The sequence below is a fragment of the Gardnerella sialicivorans subsp. sialicivorans genome (assembly GCF_056746795.1).
Map to the genome: position 1 here is coordinate 85154 of NZ_JBWPXA010000003.1, position 26235 is coordinate 111388.

At 47.4% G+C, this 26235-nt stretch carries 24 protein-coding genes; 12 read left to right on the forward strand and 12 right to left on the reverse strand.

Going from position 1 to position 26235, the window contains the following annotated elements:
- The first annotated feature begins 40 nt into the window (after window positions 1-40).
- Complete coding sequence (locus AC1EKB_RS02625; RefSeq protein WP_481248769.1) at window positions 41-2473, forward strand: ATP-dependent DNA helicase RecG; 2433 nt, start codon at window positions 41-43, stop codon at window positions 2471-2473.
- A gap of 108 nt (window positions 2474-2581) precedes the next feature.
- Window positions 2582-3730, forward strand: coding sequence for a PfkB family carbohydrate kinase (locus tag AC1EKB_RS02630; protein WP_004574712.1), 1149 nt, complete (start codon window positions 2582-2584; stop codon window positions 3728-3730).
- 221 nt (window positions 3731-3951) lie between these two features.
- On the opposite strand, the gene uriT is transcribed toward AC1EKB_RS02630, so the two are convergent.
- Window positions 3952-5373: a uridine transporter UriT gene (gene uriT, locus AC1EKB_RS02635; protein WP_481248770.1), complete on the reverse strand. Its 1422-nt coding sequence runs from the start codon at window positions 5371-5373 to the stop codon at window positions 3952-3954.
- Between the two features lie 123 nt (window positions 5374-5496).
- Window positions 5497-6444, reverse strand: a complete 948-nt coding sequence (gene uriH / locus AC1EKB_RS02640) for a uridine-preferring nucleoside hydrolase UriH (RefSeq protein ID WP_004131838.1) — start codon at window positions 6442-6444, stop codon at window positions 5497-5499.
- 242 nt (window positions 6445-6686) lie between these two features.
- Between uriH and AC1EKB_RS02645 the strand changes: the two genes are divergently transcribed.
- The gene (locus AC1EKB_RS02645; RefSeq protein ID WP_410294012.1) at window positions 6687-7268 is read left to right on the forward strand and encodes an RsmD family RNA methyltransferase; all 582 of its coding nucleotides are present in this window, start codon (window positions 6687-6689) and stop codon (window positions 7266-7268) included.
- Window positions 7269-7648: 380 nt separating this feature from the next.
- Here AC1EKB_RS02645 and trmD read toward each other — a convergent pair whose 3' ends face one another.
- The 7 genes from trmD to cysS form a co-directional block, all read right to left on the reverse strand.
- Complete coding sequence (trmD, locus tag AC1EKB_RS02650; RefSeq protein ID WP_481248771.1) at window positions 7649-8509, reverse strand: tRNA (guanosine(37)-N1)-methyltransferase TrmD; 861 nt, start codon at window positions 8507-8509, stop codon at window positions 7649-7651.
- Between the two features lie 31 nt (window positions 8510-8540).
- Entirely contained in the window at window positions 8541-9125 is a 585-nt protein-coding gene (gene rimM / locus AC1EKB_RS02655) for a ribosome maturation factor RimM (protein WP_032816753.1), read from the reverse strand.
- 8 nt (window positions 9126-9133) lie between these two features.
- Window positions 9134-9367: an RNA-binding protein gene (locus tag AC1EKB_RS02660; RefSeq protein WP_016636230.1), complete on the reverse strand. Its 234-nt coding sequence runs from the start codon at window positions 9365-9367 to the stop codon at window positions 9134-9136.
- Between the two features lie 2 nt (window positions 9368-9369).
- A complete protein-coding gene (rpsP, locus tag AC1EKB_RS02665; protein ID WP_016636229.1) occupies window positions 9370-9843 on the reverse strand; it encodes a 30S ribosomal protein S16 in 474 nt (157 codons plus the stop codon).
- Between the two features lie 533 nt (window positions 9844-10376).
- Window positions 10377-11474, reverse strand: coding sequence for an endonuclease/exonuclease/phosphatase family protein (locus AC1EKB_RS02670; protein WP_473413049.1), 1098 nt, complete (start codon window positions 11472-11474; stop codon window positions 10377-10379).
- Window positions 11475-11508: 34 nt separating this feature from the next.
- Entirely contained in the window at window positions 11509-13212 is a 1704-nt protein-coding gene (ffh, locus tag AC1EKB_RS02675; RefSeq protein WP_473413050.1) for a signal recognition particle protein, read from the reverse strand.
- Window positions 13213-13263: 51 nt separating this feature from the next.
- Window positions 13264-14850: a cysteine--tRNA ligase gene (gene cysS / locus AC1EKB_RS02680; protein WP_481248772.1), complete on the reverse strand. Its 1587-nt coding sequence runs from the start codon at window positions 14848-14850 to the stop codon at window positions 13264-13266.
- 166 nt (window positions 14851-15016) lie between these two features.
- Between cysS and AC1EKB_RS02685 the strand changes: the two genes are divergently transcribed.
- The gene (locus AC1EKB_RS02685) at window positions 15017-16426 is read left to right on the forward strand and encodes a nicotinate phosphoribosyltransferase (protein ID WP_481248773.1); all 1410 of its coding nucleotides are present in this window, start codon (window positions 15017-15019) and stop codon (window positions 16424-16426) included.
- Window positions 16427-16533: 107 nt separating this feature from the next.
- Here the strand turns inward: AC1EKB_RS02685 and AC1EKB_RS02690 are convergent, their stop codons facing one another.
- Window positions 16534-16818 carry a DUF3039 domain-containing protein gene (locus AC1EKB_RS02690; RefSeq protein ID WP_414101494.1) on the reverse strand — a complete coding sequence of 95 codons (285 nt, stop codon included), beginning with the start codon at window positions 16816-16818 and terminating at the stop codon, window positions 16534-16536.
- 397 nt (window positions 16819-17215) lie between these two features.
- On the opposite strand from AC1EKB_RS02690, the gene coaD reads away from it, so the two are divergent.
- The 6 genes from coaD to AC1EKB_RS02720 all read left to right on the forward strand — a co-directional run bounded on the left by coaD (window position 17216) and on the right by AC1EKB_RS02720 (window position 22640).
- Window positions 17216-17770: a pantetheine-phosphate adenylyltransferase gene (gene coaD, locus AC1EKB_RS02695; RefSeq protein ID WP_415694107.1), complete on the forward strand. Its 555-nt coding sequence runs from the start codon at window positions 17216-17218 to the stop codon at window positions 17768-17770.
- A 156-nt stretch (window positions 17771-17926) separates the two neighbouring features.
- Window positions 17927-18871, forward strand: coding sequence for a hypothetical protein (locus AC1EKB_RS02700; protein ID WP_481248774.1), 945 nt, complete (start codon window positions 17927-17929; stop codon window positions 18869-18871).
- 1 nt (window position 18872) lies between these two features.
- On the forward strand, window positions 18873-19523 hold the full coding sequence (locus AC1EKB_RS02705) for a YceD family protein (protein ID WP_481248775.1): 651 nt from the start codon (window positions 18873-18875) through the stop codon (window positions 19521-19523).
- Between the two features lie 405 nt (window positions 19524-19928).
- Complete coding sequence (gene rpmF / locus AC1EKB_RS02710) at window positions 19929-20123, forward strand: 50S ribosomal protein L32 (RefSeq protein ID WP_004113441.1); 195 nt, start codon at window positions 19929-19931, stop codon at window positions 20121-20123.
- A 396-nt stretch (window positions 20124-20519) separates the two neighbouring features.
- Window positions 20520-21464 carry a ribonuclease III gene (gene rnc / locus AC1EKB_RS02715; RefSeq protein ID WP_481248776.1) on the forward strand — a complete coding sequence of 315 codons (945 nt, stop codon included), beginning with the start codon at window positions 20520-20522 and terminating at the stop codon, window positions 21462-21464.
- A 42-nt stretch (window positions 21465-21506) separates the two neighbouring features.
- Complete coding sequence (locus tag AC1EKB_RS02720; RefSeq protein WP_481248777.1) at window positions 21507-22640, forward strand: tyrosine recombinase XerC; 1134 nt, start codon at window positions 21507-21509, stop codon at window positions 22638-22640.
- 9 nt (window positions 22641-22649) lie between these two features.
- Here AC1EKB_RS02720 and AC1EKB_RS02725 read toward each other — a convergent pair whose 3' ends face one another.
- Together AC1EKB_RS02725 and AC1EKB_RS02730 are read right to left on the reverse strand one after the other, a co-directional pair.
- Window positions 22650-22910: a Txe/YoeB family addiction module toxin gene (locus AC1EKB_RS02725; RefSeq protein ID WP_004113436.1), complete on the reverse strand. Its 261-nt coding sequence runs from the start codon at window positions 22908-22910 to the stop codon at window positions 22650-22652.
- Window positions 22903-23166: a type II toxin-antitoxin system RelB/DinJ family antitoxin gene (locus AC1EKB_RS02730; RefSeq protein WP_004113434.1), complete on the reverse strand. Its 264-nt coding sequence runs from the start codon at window positions 23164-23166 to the stop codon at window positions 22903-22905. Before AC1EKB_RS02730 ends, AC1EKB_RS02725 begins: the two co-directional genes overlap by 8 nt.
- A 175-nt stretch (window positions 23167-23341) precedes the next feature.
- Here AC1EKB_RS02730 and sufB point away from each other — a divergent pair, with 175 nt between their 5' ends.
- Both sufB and sufD read left to right on the forward strand, forming a co-directional pair.
- Entirely contained in the window at window positions 23342-24916 is a 1575-nt protein-coding gene (gene sufB, locus AC1EKB_RS02735; protein WP_481248778.1) for a Fe-S cluster assembly protein SufB, read from the forward strand.
- Window positions 24916-26229, forward strand: a complete 1314-nt coding sequence (gene sufD / locus AC1EKB_RS02740) for a Fe-S cluster assembly protein SufD (RefSeq protein WP_481248779.1) — start codon at window positions 24916-24918, stop codon at window positions 26227-26229. Before sufB ends, sufD begins: the two co-directional genes overlap by 1 nt.
- The last annotated feature ends 6 nt before the right edge of the window (window positions 26230-26235 follow it).

Consider the following 26235-nt stretch of genomic DNA (forward strand, 5'->3'; position numbering starts at 1 on the left):
GTCGTTTTCCCAGAGTTTACGCAACGATTATAATCGAAGTATGGCAGCACGCATAACACTAAACACAGCAATATCGTCAATCGTAAGCAACAAGCGCCGCGCGTCTGCCTTAAAATCGCTAGGCGTAGTCACAGTAAAAGACGCATTAACCTACTACCCGTTTAGAGTCACAAATCCGCTAAAACGCACGCATTTAAGCCAAATTTTGCCAGGTCAAGAAGTGGCATTTTGCGCGATTATACAGTCCATAAACATAGTGCAAATGAATGCGCGAAGAGGGTACCGCCTAGACGTAAACGTTTCGCAAGATGTCTCGCGCGCTCAAATCGTCTATTTTTCAAAAAGCAAGCAATACGCTCAATGGGTTAGCAGCCGCATGAACATTGGCCAAACCGTTGTTGTTGGCGGCACGAGCGGCGCTTTTAATGGCGTTTTGCAATTTACGCATCCGCAAGTTATAAGCGTTTTAGCGCCTTCTAGCAATGATGAGAAGTCTAGCAACGATGAGAAGTCTAGTAACGATGAGAAGTCGAGCAATGATGAGAGATCCAGCGCGTCTGTCGATTTTGTTGCACAAAGTGTTGAAGAAGCGTTTGAAAAGTTATGCGCTCCTCGGCCGATTTACCACGCAAATTCGCGAATTTCTAGCGACCACATTCACGAGACGATTTTAGGATTATTGCGACTTTTTAAGAGTTGTGATAGTGGCGATTTTGCGCCTGAATCCTTGCCAGAATCCCTGCCAGACATTCTTCCACAATCCGTAATCGCAAGTAAAAATCTTATGCACCGCACGGATGCGTTTGAATCAATCCACAATCCGCAAAGCAAAGAGGATTTTGCGCGTGCAATTAACACAATGCGTTTTGAAGAGGCGTTTATATCTCAAATTGCTGTTTTGCAATCGCGCGAGAATTCGCGTCTTGGCTCTGCTTATAAATGCAACAATGGCGCTTTAAGGCAGCAGTTTGAAGAAAGTTTGCCATTTGCGTTGACGGAAGGTCAAAAAAACGTTATTAGCGAGATTGCTGAAGATATGCAAGGCAATTCGCTCAAACACTTGCAAGATGCGCAGGGCGAATCGCAAGCAGCCGCAGAGTCCCCATTAAAACCAATGCGTCGTCTTTTGCAAGGAGAAGTCGGATCTGGAAAGACGGTTGTTGCAATGAGCGCAATGCTTCAAGCTGTTGGTTCGGGCCATCAAGCGGTTCTTGTTGCGCCAACTCAAGTGCTGGCTCATCAACACGCCGAAAATTTGCGCCAGATGATTGCGCGCGCGCATATAAACGTTGAAATTACGCTTGTAACAGGCGGAATGAAGCTGGCGGATCGAAGAAGTGCTTTGGCAAAAGTAGCAAGCGGCGAGCCAGCGATTATTGTGGCCACTCATGCCGCATTTTCCGCCAGTTTTAAGCCAACAAACCTTGCGCTTGCGATTATAGACGAGCAACACAGATTTGGCGTTGAGCAGCGCGATTCGCTTATACGAAAAATGAGCAATAATGCGGATGTTCATCTTCTTGTTATGACGGCTACGCCAATCCCTAGGAGTGCTGCAATGACTTGGTTTGGCGATTTAGACGCGTCTTACTTAACGGAGCTTCCAGGCGGCCGTAAGCCGATTCGCACGTTTGTTATAAACGAGCTGGACTTTGCAAAAATGGCCGCAATGTTTAGTCACATTCGTTCCAGAATTGACGCGGGGGAGCGCGCGTACATTGTTTGTGCGCGAATAGACGATGGCGATAATGGCGATAATGGCGATAATGGTGATAATCGCGATTGCGCGGTTGCTGGCGATTTTGGCGCATACGCATCTAATCCACTAAACGATTCGCAAGAAAATTCGCAAGTAAACTCACAAATTCACACGGTATCGCAAATTTTAACCCGCCTTAAAAACCTCGCTCAATTTAGTGGCGTCAATTTTGCTGAGCTTACAGGCCGCACAAGCGACGACGAGAAGCGCAAAATTATGAGCGACTTTGAAAGCGGAAAAGTGCAAATCTTGGTTTCTACAACCGTAATCGAAGTTGGCGTAGACGTTGCAAAAGCAAGTTGCATAGTGATTTTTAACGCAGAGCGATTCGGGCTTGCGCAGCTTCATCAACTTAGGGGACGAGTGGGGCGTTCTGGCACGCAATCATGGGCTTTTTTGGTATCGGCAGCTCAAGACAACGAGTTGGCAGCAGAGCGTTTGCAAGTTGTAGAAGAATCGCTAGATGGCTTTGTAATAGCGCAAAAAGACTTGGAGCTTAGAAACGCTGGAGATGTTTTAGGAGATAGTCAATCTGGCGGAAAATCAAGCTTAAAGTTGCTTCGAGTTGTTAAAGACGCGCATATTATTGCAGACGCAAGGCAATACGCAACTTCGATTCTTGCAAGCGACCCGACTTTGCAAAATCACACGCAACTCGCTGGAGCTGTTTTAGACTTTACTCGTGGAAGCAGCACTGCGATTTTGAGCAATTAGAAGAAAATCGAGAAGAAAATCGCACAATTTTTTACAATTTACGTGCGAAAAAGACAATTTTTGAATATTCTAGAGATATAAGGTAAAAACGCGAGAGACGAGGCAAAGATGACTGAACGCGAACAACAAATATTGTCGTGGATTCAGCAGAATCCTATGATTAGTCAGCAGGAGCTTGCAGATTTAGCTGGTATTACAAGATCGGGCGTGGCCGCGCACATTTCTAATTTGATTCGCAAGGGATACCTTAGAGGAAAAGGTTACATTGTTACTCCACCAAGCTACGTAACAGTAATTGGTGGAATAAGCATGGACGTTTTGGGAATTGCGTGCGGAGACCTTATGGACTACACGTCGAACGCTGCAAAAGTGCGGTATGCGCTTGGCGGAGTTGGGCGAAATATCGCAGTTGCTTTAGAGAGGATGAACACGCGCGCAAGTCTGGTCTCTGTGTACGGAGGCGACCATAATGGCGAACTGTTCAAAATCGACGCATCTGTAAACGGACTAGACATAGGCTACTCAAAGCAGCTGCCAGACGCAATGACAGCATCTTACATGTACGTTGGAGACGCTTCTGGTCAAAGGCTTTTGGCGCTAGATGACATGAGTATCTACGATTACATGACGCCAGACTTTTTGCGTGAAAGAATATCAATCATAGAAAACGCAGATATTGTTGCGCTCGACACCAACATTTCGCAAAAGTCGTTTGAATGGGTGTGCGATAACTACAAGAAGCCGATTATGGTGCGCGCAATAACGGATGCAAAAGCGCCGAGAATACTTTCGCGCCTAAATTGCATTGATACTCTTGTCTTAGACACTGCAGAATCGCAAGCGCTTACTGGAATTTGCGCTGTAGACGAAAGGTCAGCCGTTCAATGCGCAAAGGCGCTGCTTAAGCGCGGAGTAAAGCGCGTGTTTGTTAATTCTGGGCGAGAAGGCGTTGCGTATGGAATTCTTGGGGAAGGAATTGCATTTTACCCTGTTCCTTTGCGGCGCGTTCAAAGAATGATTGTTTCTAGAGGAAACGGATCCGAAGGCGCTAAGGCTGTTGGCAACGACAACGGTTCTAGCGATACTGCGACTGCTGCTTTGATTTACGCGCGATACAACCACTTTGACAATTCTAAGACTGGGCGATTTGCGGTTGCTGCTGCTGCGCTTAACATGGAGTCTGTTGAAGCGGTGCACGAGGCGATGACGCCAGAGCTTGTTGAGGAGCGTATGCAAAGCATTCATGAGCGTGCGTGATACTCGCTCCGACCTGCATTCGCTTAGAGCGCGCGAACGATGTGACGCTTTTTGTACCACATTCCACCAAAAAATGGTACAAACTCGGGAAAAATCTTCCGCATTTTGTACCAAATTTGACCTAAAACACGTACAAAAAGCGGAAAATCGCTCGCGCGCTACACTGTGCTGTAACTCGCGAGCGATTTTACCTGCCTGAGCAAGCGCAGTCTAAGCGCTTATCAGTCGCAATCTTCTGGCTTAGGAATCAAGAACGAGCATGCAAACGCGAGAGCAAGCAGCACGATTCCAGCAATCATCGAAGCAACGTAGCCAGTTGTGGCTCCAGCGTTCTGCGCAAAATTGGTCATAACAGCGTAAAGAATCGCAAAGCTCAATCCTGCACCAAGGTTAAACGCGCCAGCATTCATGCCAGGCAAATATCCAGGATTATCTTTAGGAGAAAGCACAATTCCAAGGCCGTTAAGCATAATGTTTGCAACACCTGCGTAGCTAATTCCAAGCCACAAAGAAAGCACTACAAGAGCGCAAACAGAAGGCATTTCAGCAACGTACATTCCAAATACAACGCCAAGAACGCTTACAAGGATTCCAGCGCGCAAAACGAGTTGGTATCCAAACTTTGCAGCAAGCATGCCAGCAACAGGACCAAACACAAAGCCAATGATTGCGTAAGGTGTAAGAGTTGCAAAGCTAACCACACTTGCGCTCATTGCAGCTCCAGACTTAACATCTTGTGCAAGCTGTGGAACAACGCCATTCATGATTGCAAAAACGCCCGTCATTGTAAGAAGCGTGCAAGAAAGCAATCCCCAAGTGCGGCGTTGGCTCATATATTTTGTAGAAACAAGCGGAGCGGAGTTTTTGCCCTCTACGTTCCAGAAGATTACAAAGAAAACGATTGCAAGAACTACAAGAACTGCAACAAGAGTCAAGTTGGCGCTAGCAAGCTTGCCGATTTCGTTAATCGCAAGATATGCAGCCAAGAACGCGATGCCAAGCGTTACAACACCAACCCAATCCATCTTAGGAGTGTCTTGCGCGTGCGATTCTTCAGTCTGGAATATAACCAAAAGAACTGCAATCACGCCGATTACAGCCATTGTACAAAACACGGATCTAAATCCAAAGTTGCCTGCGAGCCAGCCGCCTGCAAGTGCGTCAACGCCTGCAATTCCGCCATTTACAGACGTTAAAATTGCCATCAACTTTGCGTAACGCTTTTCTTCGCTAACGCGCACGCGCAGCATAATCAAGCACATTGGCACAACTGGACCGCTTGCGCCTTGAAGGATTCGGCCAATCATAAGAACCGTAACATTTGGTGCAATGGCGCTAATCACGCATCCTAAAATGGTTGAAATCAGAATGCCTGTAAGTACTTTTTTGCGGCCAACAAGGTCTGCCAAGCGAGGTAGGAATAGCGAAAACAGCGCTGCTGCAGTAAAGAACACGGTTTGTGTTAGCGCGATTTGCGTATCCGTTGTTTTAAGCTCGTGTGTCATAGTGGCGAGTGCTGGGGAGAGCATGGATGCGTTTAGCTGGAACGCAAAAATGGCCACTAGAAGTGCGGTCATAAGTGCTACGATTGAGCGTCCGCCCTTGTCTAACATGTGTGGAGCTGGAGATGAAACCTCAGTCATAATAACTCCTATATATTGTTTGGTTATTAGGGATCTTCTCTTGTTAGGGATTTTCTCTATTATCTTTTATTTATTTGTTTGATGTATATTGTTTGACTATTTGGTTTATTTGACTTACTTGACTTATTTGATTCCATCGATTCGCTTTAGAGCGTCGATAATCAAATCCCAGAACTTGTTAAAGTCAAGCTTAGTGGCCACTTGCGTGTGGCATTCGCTTGCGGATGGCTCTGGTCCGCGCAAGTCTGCAACCGTCATTCCAAGTGTTAAATCGCCTTTAATTTCAACGTCTAGAGGGCATCTGCGAGTTTGTACAACACTGTGGTCAATCAAGTACGCAACCGTGCAAGGATCGTGCACAGGTGGGTCAATAAAATCTTGATTGTTTTGGTATGTTTTGCGGAAGAAGTCCATCAAGCCGCTTGCAAACGCAGAAAGAGGTGTGCCGATTGCGTCGATTTTAGCTTGTACTTGCGGTGTGCAAAGTGCTTGGTGCGTTAAATCAAGACCAACCATTGTAATAGGCCAATCTTCATTAAACACAACGTGAGCGGCTTCAGGATCTACCTTAATGTTAAATTCTGCGACCGCGCTCCAATTTCCAACGTGGTAGCCGCCGCCCATAAGCACAACTTCCTTAACGCGGCTAACGATTCGCGGCTCCATTCGCGCAGCCATTGCAATGTTTGTAAGTGGGCCAGTTGGAACAAGTGTAATCGTGCCTGGCTCGCTGTTCATAATCGTGTTGATAATCCAGTTTACTGCGTGGCCTTCGTCTAATGGGCGAGTTGGCTTTGGGAGAGTTACTCCGTCTAGGCCAGTTTCGCCATGAATGGATGCAGCCACTTCTAGCGGGCGAATCATTGGGCGATCGCATCCTGCGTGAACTGGAATGTTTGTTGCGTGAGCCATTTCTAGCGTTGCTCGCGCGTTGTACGTAACTTTTTCGAGGCTTTGATTACCGCCGACTGTTGTTACGCCAATCAAATCAATGTTTGGGTTGCCAAGCGCTAGAAGAATTGCCATCGCGTCGTCGTGGCCAGGGTCGCAATCTAAAATGATTGAAGTCATTGCTGCTCCTTAGTTGTTTAGTTGTATGTCAGTTGTATTTGGGATTTAGATATTTTATGCTTAGGCTTTTTAGCAAACTTCATTGTTTAGCGTAGTTTGGGATAAATCGCCAGAAACCAGTGCTAAGCAACATTTGTTGATGTTAATAAACAAATGACCAATACAATTTTAACAAGGATAAAATTTGACACAAGTAAAAAAGATGCATAAGGCAAAATAAATTAAAATGATATGCTTAAAATATGCACGTAATTGCAGGAAGATTTAAAGGCACGCCATTATGCGCCGCAAAGTCATGTACAAGACCAACAACAGACCGCACAAAAGAGGCGATTTTTTCTAGACTTGACTCGTGGGGAGTGTGCGGGGGAGCGCGCGTACTCGACTTATTTGCTGGAACCGCGGCGTTGGGTGTAGAGGCGATTTCTAGGGGTGCAAACGAGCTGGTGTGTGTAGAGGCTAACGCGGCTGCGGCGGCACTAATTGCAAAAACCGTTAAAGTGCTAGAAAGTCAAAGCGCGTGGAGCCAGGATTTAAGCGTGCGCGTAAATAAAAAGCGTGCGGAGCAGTTTGTGCAAGACTACAGCGGCGAGGCTTTCGATTTGGTGTTTATAGATCCGCCGTACGCGTTGGAGACGGCACAAGTTGAGCTTTTGATTGAAAACATGGTTAATAGGGGAGTTGTGAGCGCTGCTGCAGATACGTTGATTGTTTTGGAGCGTAGCGCGCGCAGCGTTGCTCCTAAGATTTGCGCGGGGTGGGAGATTTTCGACACGCGAAACTATGGCGAGACTGCCGTTATGTTTATTCAAGCTACGCGTTGACCTTTATTTGCGTTTAAAGATTTGCCAAGCTAGGTAGAGATTCGAGATTTTTCGCCGCGAAAGAGGTGAGCCTCAGCGCCGAAGGTGGTGACTCGCCGAGAGAGCAAGAAAAATCGAGAATCTCAGGCGACTAGCGATACGCAAAAGTTTTAGCATGCAAGAGGGCTGGGTGATTCTTGGTCGAACAGTATAAGAGCGGCAGCCGATACCAAACAATCCAATGACTCACCCTACAAACAAACTTCAACCAAAAACAAAATCAAAGCCAAATCGGAACAACCGCAACAACAGACTACACGTAAGAGGCGGAGCGTTGTGAGACAAGAAACACCCAGCCCTCCTACACACCAAACAAGGAAATGCGCTAGCGATAGCTAGATTTATAGGCGCTTTGGCGAATCGCCAGAAACCTCCCATCCAAGGCTAATCAGCGTTTTTCTATCCTGCTTACTAAGCGACTTGCAATCAAGTTTTTCAATCAAATCTGGTCTAATTTGACTTGTGCGCTCCAATGCATCGTCTCTACGGAATCGATCCACTTTAGCGTGGTCGCCCGAAGTAAGAATCGCAGGCACACTAATGCCGCGCCAAGTTGTTGGACGCGTGTACTGGTGATGCTCAAGAATCGCGTCCGCGCCCGTATACGACTCTTCCACAATCGACTCAGGGTTACCCATAAAGCCTGGAATCAAGCGCGTAATGGCCTCTACCATAACGCTAACAGCAACTTCGCCGCCGTTAAGAACGTAGTCGCCAATAGAGTACTCGCGCACATCTAAGCCGCGCGATTTGTAGTATTCTGGGATTCGCGCGTCGTAGCCTTCGTAGCGGCCACATCCAAACACGAGTCGCTTTGCGTTTGCTAATTGCGTTGCGTCTTTTTGCGAAAACAGTGGTGCAGAAGGATTTGGGAAGATTAGAATTGTGCCGTTATCAACGCTATTATTTGCGATGCAGTTATTGTCGTCGCAGACGTTGCAGCCATCGCCGCTGTTATCTGCGATATTATTGCCACTAAAAAGCAGCTCATCCAGGCACTCCGACCACACTTCGGGCTTCATCACCATTCCAGCGCCGCCGCCAACTGGTGTATCGTCAACCGATTGATGAACGTCGTGCGTCCATCTTCTAAGATTGTACGCGTTGATTTTAAGCAGGCCATTATCTTGCGCTTTGCCGAGCAAGCTTAAATCAAGCATGCGAAAATATTCTGGAAATACGGAGATTATGTCGATTTGCATTTTTATAAGCCTTAAGCTTAAATCCTGCGCATTAAAGCCCAGGGATTAAGCCGCCTGGAGGGTCTAAAGTTAAATATTCGTCTTTAAGATTTACTTCTGGAACAAGCGCTTGAACAAAAGGAACTAGCGCAATTTTATCATCGCCAACTGGCTCCAAAAGGCGGATTTTAAGCAGCGACTGAGCGCCGTCCACAACGTCTACGACTTTGCCGATTTCGCGAGGAGCAACACCAAGTGAATTATTCTTACAAATGCGCGCGCTAAGGCCTACTAAATCCTTAATGTACCAGGCGTTTTCTTGCTCTAATTCTTCCGCGCTTTGAGCTTTAGTGTAAAGCTCAAAGCCGTTTAATGCCTCTGCGTCGTTACGGTTTAGGCTTTGTTCAAAAAGTAGAATCCAGCGGTTTTTGAAAGTGCGAGAAGCTTCGATTGTAAACTCGCGCTCGCCATCTTGCGTGTAAAGCACATTGCCTGGTTCAAAGCGATTATAAGGTTCGTCGGTAAAGATTTGAACCGTGACTTCGCCTTTTAATCCTTGCGCTTTTCCAATACGACAAACCCTCAGTAGGGTGTTTGCACCTTGCTGAGGGTTGTCAAAAAGTTGGTTTTTAGCCACGTTCAATCTCACTTACGTACGTCCATAATGTCTACGCGCACGTTGCGATGGCTTAGAGCCTGCACAACAATACGAATAGCATTGGCGGTACGACCGTTTCTTCCAATAACGCGACCGATGTCTTCTGGATTTACGCGCACGCGCAAAAGTTCGCCGCGAGCGTTTGAATGAGAACGCACGGATACGTCATCTGGAAAATCCACAATGTTTTTAATGAGATGTTCCACAGCTTGAGCCAGCATAATTACTCAGCCTTTTCCTCGGCTTCAGCATCTGCTGCTGGAGCTTCTTCAGTGGCTTCTTCGGCTTCGTTCTTAGCGGCTTCTGCAGCAGCCTGAGCCTTTGCAGCGGCCTCGCTCTTAGCGGCCTTAAGCTTCTGAGCTTCGGCTTCTACAGCCTCAACGCGAGCCTGAGCATCTGGGCCAGCCTCAGAAGTCTTCAACGTGCCTTCTGCACCGTCAAGACCCTTAAACTTCTGCCAATCGCCAGTAATCTTTAGCAGCTTCAACACTGGTTCGGTTGGCTGTGCGCCAACGCCAAGCCAGTACTGTGCGCGATCAGACTTAATCTGAATCAAAGATGGCTGCTTGTTTGGATCGTAGATGCCGATCTCTTCGATGGACTTGCCGTTACGCTTGTTGCGCGAATCAGAAATTACAACGCGATAGAAGGCGTAGAACTTCTTGCCCAATCTCTTAAGACGAATCTTGGTTGCCAAAATGGCTCTCCTTATAACTAGAGTCGTAGAATTTCGCTCGGGTGTGGGGCACTCCTTGCGAGTTCCACTGTTCCTCGCGTGGTCGATAAGAGGGCTTCGATTCACGCGAATAACTTTTCTATTATGACTGATTGCGTGGACTAAGCATTTTGCCAATAATGTTGCTCAAACTGGCGTGTTGAGCTACAAACTCGGGCTAAGAGGCTGGCGTCTTTTCCCTACTTAGCGTTGCGCGAGGTTTGAGTATTTCTCTCCTCGCAGGCGCGCCAATCTGCCTTCGAGCTTAAAGCGTAGCGCGAGAAGGCAATTTGGAGCGCTGAGCTTGCTTAAGGTTGAAAGCACGGTGTGCTTTCAACGCAAGCGAAGACGTTCGCGCGCTTAGACCGCGCGAACGGCAGGACCTGCCATGTAGTGCGTTTGTACCGAATTTCGGTGTTTTTTGATACAAACGCACTACATAAAGCGTAAGGTTTTCCCGAGTTTGTAGCTCTACATGCTGTTTAGAGCTACAAAGTGCGGAAGATTACGCTGAGCTAGAGGGGGAGCGAAACGCAAACGATTAGCGCAAAGTGGTCGCTGCCGTCCACGCGAATCGCGCGTTGCTCTGTGGCTATAGCGTTGCATCCTGTTGACTTTACTAGCACATGGTCAAGCGCAAGATTCGGCCATTTTTGCCACGTTGGCCATGTTTTTAGTCGCTTTCCAATTTGCATTGATGCGTCTAAAAATCCTGATTTTAGTAGCGCTCTAAAGCTTGGGTGGTCTGGAGTAGAGTTTAAGTCTCCGCCGATTATTGTGACTTTTTTGACGTTGCTTTTATTGTGATTCTCGCCGATTTTTGCAAGCGCCATTATTCCGCTGCTCCAAGCCGCACATCCGCGCATAGGCGATTTTGGATGCGCTGAGGCGAATGTTATTAGAAGATTTTCCGCGGATGAGTCGAAATCCGCCAAAGACGAGTCGCAAGCAACCGCCGTAACAATTGGCACGTTTGCTGCATCAATCTTAATCGACTTGCCAAAAGATTCCTTAATATTGCTTAGTCGCGTATAAATCGCGTTAAATCCGCCATTTTCGTGGTTGTTTGTATTTCCCAATTGCATATTCGCAAAATCGCGCCTAATCCCAAGTTTTTCAAGGTTTTTTACAAGTTTTTCGCTCACTTCTTGTAAAAGAATCGTGTCGATTTTATGCGTTTTTGCGAGTTTTATTATTTGACTTGCGTTTGCGCGGCCATATCTGCAATTAAGCGTCATAACGCGGATTTCTAGTGATTTTTCCTGCGATTTTTCTGGTGATGATTCTGGCGATTTTTCCTGTTTTATTCGCATCAATCTTCTTGCAAAATACGGCGTATACGATTTCAAAGAGATTAATAATAACAGTGCATATGCAACGCACAAAAATACGTAATATTTATAAAATTCATTTTGCGAGCGTGTTGCAACTGCAGCCACAGCGCTGGCGATTAGCCCAAAACCTGCGCAAAACGGAGTAGTCGGCAGCAGCGCAATAACATAGGGCAGCGGTTTTAGCTTATCCGCTCCAGCTGGCAGCCACCTAAGCAGCTGCCAAACTAGAAGCAAAACAAGCGAAATAAGTAAAATCGCAAGTAAAATCGAGTAAATCATCTACTGGTTATCTGCATTATTCGCATTATTTGCATTATCTGCCGAAAAGTCCTGCGAGTCCGCCACCCAAATTAGGCGGCAAATCAGGCATTCCGCCAGCAAAATCACCTTCGCCACTCATAAGATTTTGAAGATTTTCTTGCAAATTATTAGGCAAATCCTGCTTCTTCTTCATAAAGGCAGACTCGCCAGCGTCATCGCCATCATTCGCACTACTTGCAGAAGAATTTCCAGACAAGCGGTCTCTGAGAGCGCGCTCTTCGGCCTCGCGGCGCATAGGATTGCCAGACTTTCCGCTCTTCTTCTTGCTCTTTTTGTCTTTACGCTTGGACTTTCCAGCGCCGCCGCCAAACCCAGGAATTCCGCCCATTCCAGGCATTCCTGCGCCGCCGCCATTGCTCATGCGCTTCATCATCTTAGCTGCTTGCTCAAAGCGTTGCAAAAGCGCATTCACCGCGGAAACTGAAACGCCCGCGCCAGCTGCGATTCGCGCGCGCCTAGAACCATCAATAATCTTGGTGTCTTTGCGCTCCTTAGGCGTCATCGAGCGAATAATCGCCTCTGTGCGGTCTATCTCGCGGTCGTCAAACTGCTCAAGCTCCTGCCTGTGCGCCGCCATTCCAGGCATCATACCAAGAATTTTCTTCATAGAACCAAGCTTTTTAACCTGCTGAAGCTGATCCAAAAAGTCATCTAGTCCAAAAGTTCCTTCAGATATTTTGGCGGCCGCTTTTCTAGACTCTTCCTCGTCAAACTGCTTTTGCGCATTCTCAATAAGCGTTAGAATATCGCCCATGTCGAGGATTCTGGAGGCCATTCTATCTGGGTGGAAAATCTCAAAATCCTTCAAACCTTCGCCAGTAGAAGCGAACAAAATCGGCTTGCCTGTAACGCTTGCAACAGATAGTGCAGCGCCGCCTCGCGCATCGCCATCTAACTTAGAAAGCACAACGCCCGTAAAGTCAACGCCCTCATTAAACGCTTGAGCCGTGCGAACAGCATCCTGACCAATCATGGCGTCTATAACAAACAGGATTTCTTGCGGATTAACAGCATCGCGAATTTCGCGCGCCTGCTGCATAAGAGCATCGTCCACGCCAAGGCGACCAGCGGTATCGATAATAACCGTGTCGTACATTTTTGCGCGCGCGTAGTCGATGGAATCTCGTGCAACCTTAACAGGGTCTCCAGTTGCTAAACCAGCCGAAACAACTTCGCTGCCGCCATCACTTTGCACGCCTCGCTCTGGCGCAAAAATCGCCACGCCTGCGCGCTCTGCAACAACCTCAAGCTGAGTAACGGCGTTAGGGCGCTGCAAATCCGCCGCAACAAGCAAAGGCGTATGCCCAGAATCCTTAAGCCAGTAGCCCAATTTTCCTGCGAGCGTTGTTTTACCAGCGCCTTGCAAACCAGCAAGCATGATTACGGTTGGGGGGTATTTTGCAAAATTCAGCGGTCGCTCAACGCCTGCGCCCAAAACGTTTGTAAGCTCGTCGTTTACAATTCGCACAACCTGTTGTGCAGGATTTAGTGCGCTAGAAACTTCTTCGCCAAGTGCGCGCTCGCGGATTTTAGCTGTAAAAGATCGCACAACGTCTAGAGCTACGTCTGCGTCTAAAAGCGCGCGGCGTATTTCGCGAATTGTGCCGTCTATGTCGGAATCGGAGAGTTTGCCTTTTCTGCGCAAGTGCTTGAATGCGCCAGAAAGTCTTTCTGTTAACGAACTAAATGCTGCCATAATTGCTCTATTCTACAGGTTGTTTGGAACGTTTTGTTATGTTGCTTTTGTTTAAGACAAATGCCACGATGACCCTTGTGCGGAATCTTCGATTACAACTCCAGCGGCAGTTAAAGAGTCGCGAATCGCGTCTGCTCGTGCAAAATCCTTAGCCGCGCGCGCAATCGCTCTTTGTTCCAGCTGATTTGTAATCAAAGATTCAAGAGCCTTGTGTTCTGCGCTTGCGCCATCATTCGCATTCGTACCCAAATCTTGCGATTTTTGCGCGTTGCTGCGCCATTGTGGAGAGTAAGGGTCTAATCCAAGCGTGTCTAGCATTGCACGAACTTGCAAAACACAAGTCTTAAGAAGGCTTTTAATGCTATCGTTTTGACTGTTATCTTGATTTTGCGCATAGTCGTCCAAAAGCGCGTTACCAGAGCGAATCGCAGTAAAAATCGCAGCCAACGCGCCCGAAACGTTAATATCGTCGTTCATAGCTTTAGTAAAATCTTCTGGAAGATTATCCGCATCAACACTTTGAACTTCCGCATAATCTGGCTGATTTTCGATTACGCGGCCAGCGCGCTCGAGGAAGTTAGATATGCGATCATAAGCAGATTGCGCTTCGTTCAAAGATTGATCCGACCACTCAAGCATTGCGCGATATTGCACGCCGCCTAGCGCGTATCGCACAACCCACGCGGATTTTTGAGCCAAAACAGATGGAACCGAAAGGCCATTTCCAAGGGATTTGCTCATTTTTTCGCCTTTAGATGTAACCCAAGCGGAATGCATCCACACGTTTGCGCTTTTCCAGCCGGCAGCAAGTGTTTGTGCCATCTCATTCTCGTGGTGTGGGAAGCGCAAGTCTAGTCCGCCGCCATGAATGTCGAAAGAATCACCAAGATAGCGGTGACTCATTGCGGAGCATTCAATGTGCCATCCTGGTCGGCCTGCTCCAAACGGCGTATTCCAGCGCGCGTCTTTTTGGTCAAAATCGCAAGGTGCTTTCCAAAGTGCAAAATCGCGAGCATCGTGCTTATCTGGGCTTGCGTCGGCAGGGTCAATCGGATTGTATTTGTCGGCTTTGCTGGCTTCATTGCTGCTATCTGAATTGCCATTTTGATGCGTTAGCGCGCCGTAATCTTTCCAACTTGGAACACTAAAATACACGTTTCCAGTAGGATTGCCATTTGCGTCTGTTATTGCGTAAGCGTGTCCGCGATCAATAAGGCGCTGTATAAGTTCCACCATGTCGTTTATGTGACCAGTTGCGCGCGGCTCCACAGTTGGCGGCATAACGCCAAGCGTATCGTAAGCTTTAGTGAATTCGCGCTCGTAAATGTACGCGCGCTGCCACCATGTTTGGCCATTTTCACTAGCTTTTTTGATGATTTTATCGTCTATATCTGTAACGTTTCTAACAAAAGTAACACTGTAGCCAAGGCGTAAAAGCCATCGTCTTACAATATCAAAGGCGATTGCTGCGCGAATATGGCCTATGTGCGGCGAGCTTTGCACAGTTGCACCACACACGTACATTCCAACGTGACCAGGAGTAACGGTTGTAAACTCGCTAGTGTTGTGCGTTGCTGTGTTATATAAGCGCAATCGCGCGGCTGCGGATGTAAGAGTTCTGTTCGTATTTTCAAGCATAATCTCAATTATATGTTTAGCTAATAACTCCGCGCTAACGTTTTCGTCGCGCAAAATGCGTAGATAGGCATAGGACTATGATTGTCTGCAGGTAAAAGTCGCAGATAGAAGTCGCAAGTAACCGCGCTTTAATTTTGATTACTAAAATCGCAAGAAAGGATTGAAAATGATTGATTCTTTTGATTTCTCAAAGTCTGAAGTAAAGTCTGACGTAAAATCCTACGCAAGCTCTTCCGTACTCATGACCGACATGTACGAGTACACAATGCTCGACGCGGCGCTAAAAGACGGAACAGCAGACCGAAAATGCGTTTTTGAGATTTTTGCGCGACACCTTCCGCAAGGTCGCCGCTACGGAGTGGTGGCAGGCACAGGCAGAATTTTAGAGGAGCTAGCGCGATTCCACTTTAGCGACGAGGATTTGCGATTTTTACAAGACCGCAAAATCGTAAGCAAAGACACCATTAAATGGCTAGAAAACTACCACTTTAGCGGCAAAATTCGCGGTTACAGGGAAGGTGAAATGTTCTTCCCAGATTCGCCGATTCTGCAAGTTGAAGGCACTTTTGGCGAATGCACATTGCTAGAAACGCTGCTGCTTTCCGTGCTTAACTACGATTGCGCAGTGGCGAGCGCCGCCGCACGCATGGTTTCCGCATCTGCTGGAAGGCCGTGTATGGATATGGGCGGCAGGCGCACAAACGAGTGGTCGGCAGTGGCTGCCTCTCGCGCGGCGGTAATTGGCGGTTTTAAGGGCACTGCAAACTTGCTTGCGGCAAAGCTTTACGGGCTTAAGGCGATTGGAACGGCTGCGCATTGCTTTACTCTTGTGCATGATTCGGAGCGCGCAGCCTTTGAGTCGCAAATTGAAGCGCTCGGCAAAGGCACAACGCTGCTTGTAGACACGTACAACGTGGAAGAGGCTGTTAAAACCGCCGTTCAAGTTGCTGGCGCAGATCTTGGCGGCGTGCGCATTGATTCGGGAGATTTGTGCGTTATGGCTCGTCGCGTGCGCGCGCAGCTCGATGCGTTGGGCGCTAAAAACACTAAAATCACGGTTACTAACGATTTGGACGAGTATGCTCTTGCATCTTTGCAAAACGCGCCAGTCGATTCCTACGGCATTGGCACAATGCTTGTTACAGGTTCGGGTGCGCCTACTTGCGCAATGGTTTATAAGCTTACAGAGCGCGAGGGCGCGGATGGCGTTATGCAACCTGTTGCTAAGAAGTCTAAAAATAAGGCGACTGTTCCAGGGCGCAAGCTTGCATATCGTTCCTACGATTTTAGTGGCGGTGCGAATGGCGGTGCTGCTGGCAATGGCGTGGCTGACTGCGAACACGTAATTTCTGGTTCGGAGAGCGCGCTAGCGACGTTTAAGCCGCAAGATTCTTGGGAAGATTTGCTAGTTGACTATGTGCAAAATGGCGAATTTAACACGGAGTTTATGGGGCATGACGCGATTATGCGAGCACAAGATTATTGTGCCAAAGCGCTTAGCCGACTTCCGATTTCTGCTCAAAGTCTAATGCGTGGCGATCCTGCGATTCCTACAGAAATCAACGTTTTAGGCTAGTTAGGTTAGTTAGGCTAGTTAGGCTGGCTTAGGCTGGCTTAGGCTGGCTTAGGCTAGCTTAGGCTAGCTTAGGCTAGCTTCTAAAATCAGCTTTGATTTGAGTTACTCTAAAAGCCCAGATTGTTCATCTCTTCGTAGATTTTTTTGCACTCTGGGCAAACAGGGTAGTCGTTTGCTTCGCGCTTTGGAATCCACACTTTTCCGCACAGCGCCACAACAGGGCGGCCAGTCAAGCGCGATTCGATTACGCGATCTTTGGAAACGTAGTGTGCAAAGCGGTCTGCGTCGCCGCCATCGTCCATTTTTGCGGATTCGTCTACTTCTGGCTTTTCGAGCACGCTTGTGCTTGTGCTAGACCCAGAATCTGGGAGGCTTTGTGAATCGTCTTCCATAACAGTGTTCAAATTAGCATTGTTTGAAGTTTCGCTATATTTTGAATCATTTGAAAACGAATCATTTGAAAACGTCATTGCGTCCCTTTCGTACAAATCCTTTTCACATAAATCATGTTGCATAAATCATGTTTTATTGCTTGCGATTTATGTTTATACAAGCATAAGCCATAATCGCAACAATTGCGCGAGAGATACATCTGCCAAGTGCTTCATCTCAGATTTGTTAGATTTGTCTCATCAATGATGCAAATATAACGAATTTAGGTTAAAAATGTTACAAATGTCTCATGAGCGAGACAAATATAACGAATCTGTAGTGTGATTGTGTCGGCTCGTGACCGATTCCTGTATAGATAGTGTCTAGCTCGTGGCAGATTCGTGGTAACCTAAAAGCATGACTATAGCTGTTTGCCCAGGCTCCTACGATCCCGTTACAGCCGGACACTTAGACGTGATACAACGTTGTACGCATCTTTTTAACGAAGTGCATGTTTTAGTGGCGGTTAATGCGGCCAAAACGCCCATGTTTTCCGAGTCGGAGCGCGTGGATATTATTCGCAAAGCGTTGGAAGACTTAAAAGACGATTCGCCAATCGGAGAGTTTGCGCCACCTTTGCGCGGTGCTGCTAAATCGCCAGCGTGTAAAATAGTTGTTTCTTCTACAGATGGTCTTATTACAGATTATTGCAAAAAAGTCGGAGCAACCGTAATCGTTAAGGGATTGCGCCAAAATGGCGACTACGAGGCGGAGCTTGGAATGGCGCTGGTTAATCGCAAGCTGGCTGGCATTGAAACCATGTTTTTGCCAGCGGATCCTATTTTGGAGCATGTTTCTAGCTCTGTTGTAAAAGATGTGGCTCGTCATGGTGGCGATGTTTCGGGAATGGTGCCCAATAATGTGATTCCACTTTTGCAAAGCGTTTTTTCTAAAACAAATGCAATATCGTAATCATAAAATTAGCGAAATATTATAATGGCAAGTTAAATATCACCGAAATAAGTACAATATTACTAAAATAAATACGTACTAAATAAATACGTACTAAAATACGTACAATAAGATTGTTAAGAGATAAGAGAGCAGCTACTTAGCGAAGGAGCGAAAATGAGCGAAAACGAAGACGACACAATGGAAAGCCAAGTATCGGCAAATCGCAGCCAAAAGTTGCCATTAAATCCAGTGATTGCAAACAACGACGATTCGCCTAGTGCTGCTTTTGAAGCTTACGATGCTGTGCCTGCGGCAAGTAAGGATAATGATGATGCGGCTGTCGATTCTGCGGTTGCTGGCGATGAGGCTGCCAATTCTGCGGTTGCTGGCGATAGTGCGCAAAACTTGTTCCCAATGCCAGATTTGCGCGAGCGCGAAGACGGCGGTGCAATAGCGTTTGACGACGAAGAAGAAAACGTGTTTAAGGCAGCGGATCCGCAAACTGTTAGTGAAGAAGTACGCACAAAGTCGCGCGAAGAGTTCACTACCGTGTACGACATAATCGACACGATGGAAACGGCGTTAAATAGCGCAAAGGGAGTGCTTTTTGCTGCTGGAATGGCAAAGGTGGATCGCGAAGAGTTTGGCGATTATTTGTCTAGGCTAAAAGACATGCTTCCAGTTCAGCTGGAGCGCGCTAGTGCGTTAATGCGAGAGGCAGAGAGGCGTTTGCGAACGGCTCAAGCTCAAGCAAATTCTGTTGTAAGTTCGGCTCAAAGTCAGGCTGCGCAAATGGTTGAGGAAGCTCAGGAGCGAGCCAGATTCTTGGCAGGTCAAGAAAATGTTGTTGCGATTGCAAAGAATCAAGCGCGCGAGATTGTAAGCAATGCGCAAGCAAAGGCCGAAAAGCTTACTCGCGGTGCGGATCAGTACAGTTCCACAGTTATGGAAGGCTTAAAGCAGCAATTAGATAAGCTTGAGCAAGACGTTCAAGCGGGTCAGCGTGTTTTGGAAGAGCGTAGACGCGCAGCTGCACATGTGCAAAATCAGGCTGCGAGTAAGATAGATGACGAATTTAACAGCGAAAGCAGTGAAAGAAGCGACGACGAAAGGAATTAAAATGACATCGCATCCCTCCCAGTCTTTGTGGGCGGTTCCAGTTGCGCAAATGGCGGCGCGTGCAGGAAGTAGCATGCAGTTGCATCGCGCTTTTCCAGCGCCAGAGGGCATTGGAGACAGCGTTATTGGCGTGCAGCCAGGGAGCGATGTTACGGTAGACGGCAGCTTTGATTCCGTAGTGGACGGGCTTATGTTCCAGGGCACGATTACGGCGCGAGTGCATGCAGAGTGCTCGCGATGCTTGATGCCGTTGCATAGGGATTGGCCTGTTGATGTGTGCGCGTTTTTTGCGCGCGTGGAAAGCGGCAAAGGCGGCAAGAGTGCAAATGGCGGCGCGCGTTTCAATAACTCTAATAACTCTAATGATGATTTAGAAGATGCTGATATTTGGGACGAAGGCGACGATTCTGGAAATGTGTATCCGCTGGTTGGTGGTGGCGATTTTGCCGACATTGAGGCGCTGATTCGAGACACAATGGTTAGCGAGTTGCCACTTAAGCCTTTGTGTGAGCCAAATTGCAAGGGTCTTTGCTCTCAGTGCGGAGAGAATCTGAATGAGCATCCAGAGCATCATCACGACGTTACGGATATTCGTTTTGCGGCGCTTGAAGGTCTTAAGGAAAAGCTTGAAAACTCGCAAAATCGCGGCTGATTTGCGCTTTGACTGAGCTTGAAATTGCATAACGCATTTCAAGCTCCTTCAAAGCGTGATTTGGCTCAAATGTAAAGTCCAGTGGACTTTACATGCCAAATCAGCCGAGCGGCTACTAATAGCTGCGCGCGCCAACCTGCAGGAGCGCTTGAAGCGTAGCGCGCGAAGGCAATTTGGCGCGCTGAGCAGCTCAAGGCAGAAGCACTGCTTCTGCGCTGCGAAGACGTTAGCGCGCTTAGACCGCGCTAACGATACGCTTCATTCAGTGCGAAAAACCTTGAATCTCCACTGCATTCGGCGTAATTTATGTGAGTTTATGTAGCTCGTTTTTACATAATGTATGGCGCTTGCTGTAATATACAGAACGCTTAAGCTCAATCGGTTGAACGAAATAGAGGAAAGATTATGGCACTGCCAAAGTACAAGACCTCGCGCGCTAATACTCATTCGCGTCGCGCCAATTGGAAGGCTTCTGCCGTGCAGACTATTACCTGCCCGAACTGCGGTTCGCCAGCGTTGTCTCACATGGCTTGCCCAACCTGCGGTAACTTCCGCGGTCGCGTGTATCGCGAAGCAATTCGCTCTGCGCACACCAAGTAGGTTGTATTTTAAGAGAACCCTGCCATCGACGGGTGGCAGGGTTTTTGTTTTTGCGTTTTGTTTTTCCCGTGTTTGTTCCCATTTTTGGTGTTTTGGTAAACAAATGTGGGCGCGACGACCTGCCTTCGCATTCAAAGCGTAGCGCGCGAAGGCAATTCGGAGTGCTGAGCCGCTCGAGGCAGAAGCACTGCTTCTGCGCGGCGAAGACGTGAGCGCGCTGTAACGCGCGAGCGATTTCCCCGCGTTTGTTCCCTTTTAGTGCTATTTGGTAAACAAATGTGGGAATTTACTCATTTCCTTATTTGGCATTGCGTTGTTTTCATCACCGCACTTAGCGTAATCTACATAAACTTGTAGTATTTTGTGGCAAATAGCGCAAATCAACGACTTCAATGTATGCGGTATAATGTTGAAAATATGAGTGGGAACAATACAAAAGATCACTATGACGTTCAGAATGATGTAAAAAGTGACGTCAAAAGTAATGATAAAAATGACGTTCAAAGTGGCGTCAAAAATGACGTTCAAAATAGCGCATACAATAACACAAATCATCTAGAAAATGCTAGAACTGGCAGCATTGGCGTTGCGCGCACTCAAGATGGGCATACGCAAAATGGTGACCCCACTCAGGAGCTTTTGCGCGCGCTCGGCACTACGATTTCGCCAGATTTGCTTGTTGAGGCTCTAACTCATCGATCTTTTTCGCACGAGCATCCAGGCACTAAAAACTACGAGCGCCTAGAGTTTTTGGGAGACGCTGTTTTGGAGCTTGTTTCTACGGAAACGCTGTTTTCTGCTCACCCAGATATGACGGAAGGCCAGTTGGCTAAGCTCCGCGCTAAGGCTGTTTCGGAGTGGGCTTTGAGCGCTGTTGCGCGAGATAAGTTGCACGTTGGACCGTATATTCTTTTGGGTCATGGCGAGATGGAGCATGGCGGCGCTCAAAAAGACTCGATTTTGTGCGATATTGTTGAGGCGCTTATTGGCGCGACTTTTGTTGAGCATGGCATTGACGAGGCGCGCGCTGTAGTACATCGCTTGATTGACGACACTTTGGCGGAGGTTCTTACGGAAGGCCCTGCGCTGGATTGGAAGACTTCGCTTACGGTTTTGGCGCACGAGATGGGGCTTGACGAGCCGCAATATAGGATGTCGGTTTCTGGCCCAGATTATGCGCCTGTGTTCCATGCGCGTGCGGTTTTGGCGCACGAAAGTGGCGATGAGCTGCTTGGTGAGGCGGATGGTTCTAGCAAGCGTAAGGCTCAGCTTGCTGCTGCAGATAAAGCGTGGCATATGTTGGATAGAAGGCGTAAGTCGAGCGGAGAAAGCGGTAATTAGATCTTTCTGATTGCTGTAATATAGGCGATTCGAGGCGGTTCTATGGCTAGCAGTCGTAATAATAATGATTTATTATTTGACGATGATTTGGCATTGTCAACGGCTGCTGGCGACTTTTGCGACTTACGCTACCACTGTGCGCGTTACGTTGACTATTTGCGCGCAAACAAAGGCCTTGGAAGTGCCACCTTGCGCGCGTATAGCGCTGATGTTTTGCAATGCTTAGAGTGGTGCAATCGCAATGGTTTTTGCGATTTGCGCGCGGTTTCTACGAGTGTTTTGCGCCAATGGATGTATTGGCTTAACAAGAATCACGCGCGCTCGAGTTTGGCGCGCAAAGTGGTAGCTGTGCGCGGCTTTTTTGCGTGGGCTACGCACGTTGGTTTGATTAGCGCGAATCCTGCGCAAATTCTTGCAACTCCTAAGATTGCTAATGAGCTTCCTACGGTTTTAGACGAAGCGCAAGCGCAAAAGTTGCTTGATTGTGCGGATGAATTTGCAGATGATTGTGCGGATGAATTTGCGCAGGATTCAACTGAGCATGATTCAACTGAGCAAAGCAGCACGAAAAAAAAGCCGCGCGCGCAAAAGTCGCCAGCAACCGATCATCAAGAAAATACGCCACTAAAGTCACCACTAAAGTCACCTCAAGAACATGCAATCGCCCTTAGAAACGCTGCGATTTTAGAGCTTTTATACGCAACTGGCATGCGCGTGGGGGAGCTTACAAGTCTTAATGTGCAAGATGTGGATTTTGAAAATCACACTGTAAAAGTTACAGGTAAAGGAAACAAGCAGCGCGTGGTGCCGTTTGGCGTTCCTGCTGCAAGCGCGTGCAAAGAGTGGCTTGAGCATGGGCGAAATGTGCTTCTAGAAAAGCAAGCTGCAAGCTCAACAAGCTCGCAAGCGCTGTTTTTGGGAGCACGCGCAAAGCGCATTGACCAGCGCATTGTTAGGAGTATTGTTCATGCGGCTGCAGCGGCTGCAAACGTGCCAGATGTAGCTCCGCACGCACTTCGACACAGTGCTGCAACGCATATGCTTAACGGGGGAGCGGACCTTCGCGAGGTTCAAGAGCTTTTAGGGCATTCTTCGTTGAATACAACCCAACGCTACACGCATGTTTCTATTCAGGCTCTTAAGCAGCGCTACTCGCAAGCCTTCCCTCGTGCGTAGATTTTACAATCATCTATCGTAATGTGAACCACACTGAACTATTCTCATTATGTTTCCATCTATTCGGTAAACTATTCTGTTACAGTCATCAATGCGCCTGCTCCAGTATCCAGAAAAATCACCTTTCAGGGGTTCTGGTTTGCCTATGCCGTTGTACCCATTGCGATCAATGTCTTTAAGAAGCTGAAGGATTCTCTTAAGAGTTTTCTTATCTTGCTTAGACCAGTACTCAAAGTCTTCCCACGCTTCATCTGTCCAGGCTTTAATCATCGAGCGGAACCTCGTGTATAGTTCCGCCTGTTTCTTCCATGTGTGCTATGGATTTTTTTAGACGACTTATATTCTCTGGATTGTAAAACGGATCTGCTGAAACTTCGAATGGTATTCTGTGTTCTCTTCCAACTTTCTTAGCAAATATTGTGAATGCTGCACTCATTGAAAGCCCTAGCTCTCGGCAAACATTTTCCATAAGTCGTTTATCGTCTGCATTTAGCTTGAAATTAATGTTCACTGTATTTGTTGTCATCTAAATTACCACCTTTCTAAATAAGATTTTAATAAAAATGCAATAAAAAATAAAGTATTTTTCTTTGTGTTTAATTGATATATGGAGAAAATGAAAAGATGTGATTTGAATCACGTAATGTCAACGCGTGGCTAAATGTATAATCGATTTATAAGCTTGATAGGAGGGTAAAACAGTGGTTGATGATTCAAATAAGCCTGAATCAAGCGCATTGATGAATAGCGTATCGACGAATAGCGTATCGACGAATAAGAATGTAGCGAATCAAAACGAATCCAGCGCCGCAGACGTTGAAATGAGCCAGTATGTGGCAGATCGCGCTCGCGTAAACGAAGAGAAAATTCGTCAAGACGAGCAGATTGTTGCTGAATTTGGTGAGTACAATTACGGATGGCACGATTCGGATGCTGCGGGCGAAGCCGCTAAGAAGGGTATTGATGAGTCGGTTGTTCGCGCAATTTCTGCCGACAAACACGAGCCAGAGTGGATGCTAAACCTTCGTTTGCAAGGTTATCGCGCGTTTCTGCAAAAGCCGATGCCTGATTGGGGTGTGGATTTAAGCGGTTTTGACGCAGACGATTTTAAATACTACGTGCGCCCAGTTCACGATCAAGCGAAAACTTGGGATGATTTGCCAGAAGATATTCGCAAAACTTACGATAGGCTTGGCATTCCAGAAGCGGAGAAAAAGCGCTTAGTTTCAGGTGTTGCAGCACAGTACGAGTCGGAAGTTATTTACAATTCGATTCGCGAGGACTTAGCGGCTCAAGGCGTGATTTTTGTGGATACGGATACAGCAGTTCAAAAGTATCCGGAGCTTGTAAAAAAGTATTTTGCAACTGTGATTCCAGTTGACGACAACAAGTTTGCGGCTCTTAACACAGCGGCTTGGAGTGGCGGCTCGTTCGTATACGTGCCAAAAGGCGTGCATGTGGATATTCCTCTTCAGGCTTACTTCCGCATTAACACGCCAAACATGGGTCAGTTTGAGCGCACTTTGATTATTGCAGACGAAGGATCGTACGTGCATTACGTTGAAGGTTGCACAGCTCCGATTTATTCCACGGATTCGCTTCACGCTGCAAACGTTGAAATCGTTGTAGAAAAGCATGCGCGCGTGCGCTACACAACCGTGCAAAACTGGTCAAATAACGTGTACAACTTGGTAACTCAGCGAGCCTACGTGCGCGAAGGTGGCACAATGGAGTGGGTTGATGGAAATATTGGCTCCAAGGCAACCATGAAGTATCCTGCTTGTATTCTCGCCGAGCCGTACGCAAAAGCGGAGACTATGTCTTTGAGCTTTGCTGGCCGCGGTCAGTACCAAGATACTGGTGCGAAGATGATTCATTTGGCTCCGCACACAAGTTCTACGATTGTTGCTAAGTCGATTTCGCGCGGAGGTGGACGCTCTGCCTACCGCGGTCTTGTGAAGATTGTTAAGGGAGCGAGCGGCTCTAGCTCTTCGGTTGTGTGCGACGCTTTGCTTGTTGACGATTTTTCTAGGTCCGACACTTATCCGCACGTTGACGTGCGCGAAGATAACGTTTCGATGGCTCACGAGGCCACTGTTTCCAAGGTTTCCGAGGATCAGCTTTTCTACTTGATGAGTCGAGGGCTTGAAGAAAAAGAGGCTATGGGAATGATTGTGCGCGGCTTTGTGGAGCCGATTAGTCGCCAGTTGCCTATGGAGTATGCTTTGGAGCTTAATCGTCTTGTGGAATTGCAAATGGAAGGATCCGTGGGGTGATGAGCGAAGATTTGAAAAAGAATTTGAGCGATAATTTGAGCGATAATTTAGGCAATAAAATGACGGAAAAAGAAATTAATATTCCTGTAGCAGACCCTAACGATCCTTATGCTGTTCCTGCTGCGATGCCTTCTAGTGCAGATAAATCCGTGCGCTCTTTTAACGTGCAAGATTTTGCGATTCCAACTAGAAAGCAGGAAGATTGGCGATATACGCCAGTTGAGCGAATCTCCGAGTTTTTTGAGAGCTTTGAGCCGTCTAATAACGTTACAGTAGCGCTAAAAGGCGTTGATGGTGACTCGCAGGCAACGTTGCAAATTTTGCCGAAAAGTGAGGCTCCACACACCGAAATGAAGCCTTCGGATCGCGTGGCTGCTGTTGCGTGGAATTCTGCAAAGTCGACGTACGTTTTGCATGTTTGTGGCGAAGTTACAAAGCCAGTAATATTGCAAATTCACGGGAATAACTTGCAATCATTAGACTCTGCGAAATCATTAGACGCTTTGCACTTAGTGATTGAAGCTGATCCCAGAACAAACGCGGATATTATCGTAGAACACACGGGAGTTGCAAAGCTTGCAGAAGGCGTGGAAATAATTCTTGGAAAGCATGCGCATGTTTCTACAACGTTCATTCAAGAGTGGGATTCAGGCAGCAAGCACGTTGGAAATCATAGGATTCACGTGGGTGAGGGTGCTTCTTTGCGCCACACGATGGTCACTCTTGGCGGAGACGTTGTGCGAATCCGCATGGATCAGGATTTTGGCGGCGAAAAGGGCGATTTGAACATGCTTGGCATGTATTTTGTGGACCCAGGCGAGCATGTTGAGCATCGCACGATGGTTGTGCACAATCACCCAGAATGCAAGTCGCGAGTAGTGTATAAGGGCGCGCTTTACGGCAAAGGAGCGCATTCTACGTGGGTTGGAAACGCGCTGATTAAGCCAGAAGCTCCTGGCACGGATTCGTACGAGTTGAACCGAAATTTGGTGCTAACTCCTGGCGCGATTGCTGATTCGGAGCCGAATTTGGAAATCGAAAACGGCAATATTATTGGCGCAGGTCACGCAAGTTCTGTAGGCAGATTCGACGACGAGGAGCTGTTTTACTTGCAATCTCGCGGAGTGAGTGAAGCGGATGCTAGAAAGCTTGTTGTGCGCGGATTCTTTAACGAGCTTATTGAGGAGATTGGCGTTCCGCAAATCGTAGATCATTTGATGGCTGCGATTGAGCGTCGTTTAGCTAAGACGGAAGATCCAGTAAAGACGGAAGATTGCGCGAATGCGGAAGAATCGCCAGCAACCGAAGAATAGGAGATA

Excerpts from the sequence above, each read along its gene's own strand:
- AC1EKB_RS02625 (WP_481248769.1), top strand. The coding sequence starts at position 41 with ATGGCAGCACGCATAACACTAAACACAGCAATATCGTCAATCGTAAGC.
- AC1EKB_RS02630 (WP_004574712.1), top strand. The coding sequence starts at position 2,582 with ATGACTGAACGCGAACAACAAATATTGTCGTGGATTCAGCAGAATCCT.
- uriT (WP_481248770.1), bottom strand. The coding sequence starts at position 5,373 with ATGACTGAGGTTTCATCTCCAGCTCCACACATGTTAGACAAGGGCGGA.
- uriH (WP_004131838.1), bottom strand. The coding sequence starts at position 6,444 with ATGACTTCAATCATTTTAGATTGCGACCCTGGCCACGACGACGCGATG.
- AC1EKB_RS02645 (WP_410294012.1), top strand. The coding sequence starts at position 6,687 with ATGCACGTAATTGCAGGAAGATTTAAAGGCACGCCATTATGCGCCGCA.
- trmD (WP_481248771.1), bottom strand. The coding sequence starts at position 8,509 with ATGCAAATCGACATAATCTCCGTATTTCCAGAATATTTTCGCATGCTT.
- AC1EKB_RS02660 (WP_016636230.1), bottom strand. The coding sequence starts at position 9,367 with ATGCTGGCTCAAGCTGTGGAACATCTCATTAAAAACATTGTGGATTTT.
- AC1EKB_RS02670 (WP_473413049.1), bottom strand. The coding sequence starts at position 11,474 with ATGATTTACTCGATTTTACTTGCGATTTTACTTATTTCGCTTGTTTTG.
- ffh (WP_473413050.1), bottom strand. The coding sequence starts at position 13,212 with ATGGCAGCATTTAGTTCGTTAACAGAAAGACTTTCTGGCGCATTCAAG.
- cysS (WP_481248772.1), bottom strand. The coding sequence starts at position 14,850 with ATGCTTGAAAATACGAACAGAACTCTTACATCCGCAGCCGCGCGATTG.
- AC1EKB_RS02685 (WP_481248773.1), top strand. The coding sequence starts at position 15,017 with ATGATTGATTCTTTTGATTTCTCAAAGTCTGAAGTAAAGTCTGACGTA.
- AC1EKB_RS02690 (WP_414101494.1), bottom strand. The coding sequence starts at position 16,818 with ATGGAAGACGATTCACAAAGCCTCCCAGATTCTGGGTCTAGCACAAGC.
- coaD (WP_415694107.1), top strand. The coding sequence starts at position 17,216 with ATGACTATAGCTGTTTGCCCAGGCTCCTACGATCCCGTTACAGCCGGA.
- AC1EKB_RS02700 (WP_481248774.1), top strand. The coding sequence starts at position 17,927 with ATGAGCGAAAACGAAGACGACACAATGGAAAGCCAAGTATCGGCAAAT.
- AC1EKB_RS02705 (WP_481248775.1), top strand. The coding sequence starts at position 18,873 with ATGACATCGCATCCCTCCCAGTCTTTGTGGGCGGTTCCAGTTGCGCAA.
- rpmF (WP_004113441.1), top strand. The coding sequence starts at position 19,929 with ATGGCACTGCCAAAGTACAAGACCTCGCGCGCTAATACTCATTCGCGT.
- rnc (WP_481248776.1), top strand. The coding sequence starts at position 20,520 with ATGCGGTATAATGTTGAAAATATGAGTGGGAACAATACAAAAGATCAC.
- AC1EKB_RS02720 (WP_481248777.1), top strand. The coding sequence starts at position 21,507 with ATGGCTAGCAGTCGTAATAATAATGATTTATTATTTGACGATGATTTG.
- AC1EKB_RS02725 (WP_004113436.1), bottom strand. The coding sequence starts at position 22,910 with ATGATTAAAGCCTGGACAGATGAAGCGTGGGAAGACTTTGAGTACTGG.
- AC1EKB_RS02730 (WP_004113434.1), bottom strand. The coding sequence starts at position 23,166 with ATGACAACAAATACAGTGAACATTAATTTCAAGCTAAATGCAGACGAT.
- sufD (WP_481248779.1), top strand. The coding sequence starts at position 24,916 with ATGAGCGAAGATTTGAAAAAGAATTTGAGCGATAATTTGAGCGATAAT.